The organism is [Chlorobium] sp. 445, assembly GCA_002763895.1.
In the GTDB taxonomy this organism is placed as follows: Bacteria; Bacteroidota; Chlorobiia; order Chlorobiales; family Thermochlorobacteraceae; genus Thermochlorobacter.
The window spans coordinates 1-2539 of record NSLH01000061.1 but is presented as its reverse complement, the minus strand read 5'-3'; the positions used below and the strand labels follow the sequence as shown (position 1 = coordinate 2539).

The following is a 2539-nucleotide window of genomic DNA, read 5'->3' as shown; positions in this document are numbered from 1 at the left end:
AGCGTGAGACGTTTGCCTAAGCGACCTGCAGGGTGATTGACTGCAAAGTCTTCAGCATTAATGCCTTTGACGCGCATGACGGTCATGGCAAGCGCATCGCCAAGTGCAAGCGCAACACTGGTGCTGGTGGTTGGTGCAAGATTTAAGTAGCCTGCTTCTTTTTGAATGGTGGCGTTCAAAACAGCATCGGCTTTGCGCGCTAAAGTAGATTTAAGATTGCCGACAATGGCAATAATAGGCACTTGTCGATGCTGAAGATGAGGCAAGAGTGCAAGCAGCTCATCCGTCTCGCCGCTGTTGCTGATAGCAATCGCAACATCCTTCGACGAAACATAGCCTAAATCACCATGCATCGCATCGGTGGGGTGAATGGCGACCGCTTCTGTGCCTGTGCTCGTCATGGTGGCAGCAATTTTCTGGGCAATAATGCCTGACTTGCCAACGCCCAGCACAACAACCTTGCCCTTGGCTGAACAAATCAGTGACACAGCGCGCACCACATCGTCAGGGTTAAGTTGTGCAGCACACTGTTCGATTGCCCGCGCTTCGCTTTCGAGCAATTCAATGACTTGCTGAAACACTATCGAGTCTACAAGTGCAAGTGACTGAGGCATGAGCGTCTCGTTTATGCTGAAGATAAATCATTTTTACGGAAGGTCTATCACGTCAAAAAGCGCGCACGAGGCGTGGCGCAAACTGCAGAGCAACTTGAGATGCAGCAAGAGAGTAAGTTGCTTTGGATTTTAGAAAACAATCAATATATTTTCGCAAACAAAATCCCATAAACTGGTACTAAGGTACTAAAGAAGAGGTACTATACTATATTAGAATATAGAATAGAAATAGAAAGACTTCAATAGTGCAAGTGCCTATCACGCCTGAAAAATGGTAGCCTGAAAATGGTAGAGATATCAGAACTGTTAAGCAATTTAATCAAAGTCGATGGCGTAAGAGCGTCTGCGTTGATTGGCAAAGACGGCTTCGTGATTGACCAAAAGATACGAGACGGTGTTACAATTGATATGGAGACCGTTGGTGCAATCGTGATTGGCGGATTGCATAGCTCTGAGAGCATCGGAACAGAACTTAATGTGGGTAAGGTTGAGCAAAGCATGGTTGAGTATGAAAACGGCATTATCTTTTCTAAATTGCTTCCCGAAGGAAATGCGATCTTGACAATCATCGCTGACCAGAGCGCAATGCTAGGCAACATTCGCTATCAAGTAGCAAAACTTGCGCCTGAACTTCAAAAGCAACTTTAGATTACAAAACGCACACTTCATTTCGGGTCGTCAAGCTAAAGAGTCTCCCTTTTGCAGTTGCGCCATAGATAAGTCCGATATAATATGGCTATGGCATTGTGATACGGCATTGTGTCTTAGCTCTCTGGATGGTTGGATAGAGAAGGCGAGTAGAAGGTTAAAAGCTATAGGTTAGATAAAGGGTGCGGGGAAAAAGGGTGCGGGGAAGTTTCTGCAAGATGTATCATTGTACATTGTAAGCAGGAAAGTAGCAAAGAAGTAGCAAAGTTAAGTGTTAGAAATGCAATTTGAAGAAGTGTAATTTTTGAACAATAACTAATCCGCTTAAACGACTATGAGTTTCCCGGGCAAAGACGACTTCCGAAAGGTTTATCTGACCGAAAGCCAAATTGGCGCAGCTGAAAAAGTGCTGAAAGAGTTTGCAACCAAGACAGGCTCTACAGCGGTGCTGTTAGGCGATATGACAGGGCAAGTGCTGGCAAAGCACGGTGGGCTGCTAGACAAAGACTTGGAAGTCTTTAGTGTGCTGGCTGCCTCGAACTTCGTAGCGACAGCAGAAATGGCAAAGCAAATCGGCGAAAAAACTTCGTTTGAAATTCTCTTCCATGAAGGCGAGTCGCGCAGCATCTACCTGGTGAGCATCAATGAGCGCTACATCTTGGAAATTATCTTCAAATCAAACATCCCGCCAGGCACGATTAGAATCTACTCCAAGAAAGCCAAAGAAAAACTCTTGGAAATTATTGCCTCTGAAGAAATGGAAGTTGATTTGTCGAACATCTTCGACGACAACTTCAGCTCACTCTTAGATGAACAGCTTAACAAGACGCTCGGCGAAGGAGGGCGCTAAGACATTCGTCCAGAATTTGTAAGAGGCGCAACTGCGCCTCTTTGCGTGTCTAGATAAGCCTGCAAAGGATACCTACAAAGCAAATTTGAGGACAAGCGCAGGACAACAGCACAGCGCAATTGCAAGCAAGCTAATCTCTTCCTATCTTTTAAATTCTTGCAAAAGTTCTTAAAGTTCTTTTCTCAAAGTACTTTTGAGCGCCGCAACAAAATAAGCGTGCGGCAAGTCTAACACATAGGTAACACAAACAAAGCATTAGGCAAAACTTCCAATAACCATTTTTGAAGTTAGAAAGCAAGCACAATCTATGGGACGTTTTTCATTCGGTATGCTGATTGTTGGCGTGTTAGCCTTTGGCATTTTAGTTGGCACGCAAATCAAGACAAGTATCTCAGGAGACAATCTCTACGAGCAGCAAAAAAAATTC

3 protein-coding genes are annotated in these 2539 nt (G+C 44.6%); 2 read left to right on the top strand and 1 reads right to left on the bottom strand.

All coding sequences use genetic code 11. The features are described from left to right. Positions 1-614, bottom strand: a 614-nt coding sequence (locus CMR00_12610) for a KpsF/GutQ family sugar-phosphate isomerase (GenBank protein ID PIO47027.1), incomplete at its 3' end; no start/stop codon positions are given. Positions 615-899: 285 nt separating this feature from the next. Here CMR00_12610 and CMR00_12605 point away from each other — a divergent pair. Then, complete coding sequence (locus tag CMR00_12605; protein PIO47026.1) at positions 900-1262, top strand: dynein regulation protein LC7; 363 nt, start codon at positions 900-902, stop codon at positions 1260-1262. 334 nt (positions 1263-1596) lie between these two features. Further along, positions 1597-2112 carry a hypothetical protein gene (locus CMR00_12600; protein PIO47025.1) on the top strand — a complete coding sequence of 172 codons (516 nt, stop codon included), beginning with the start codon at positions 1597-1599 and terminating at the stop codon, positions 2110-2112. The last annotated feature ends 427 nt before the right edge of the window (positions 2113-2539 follow it).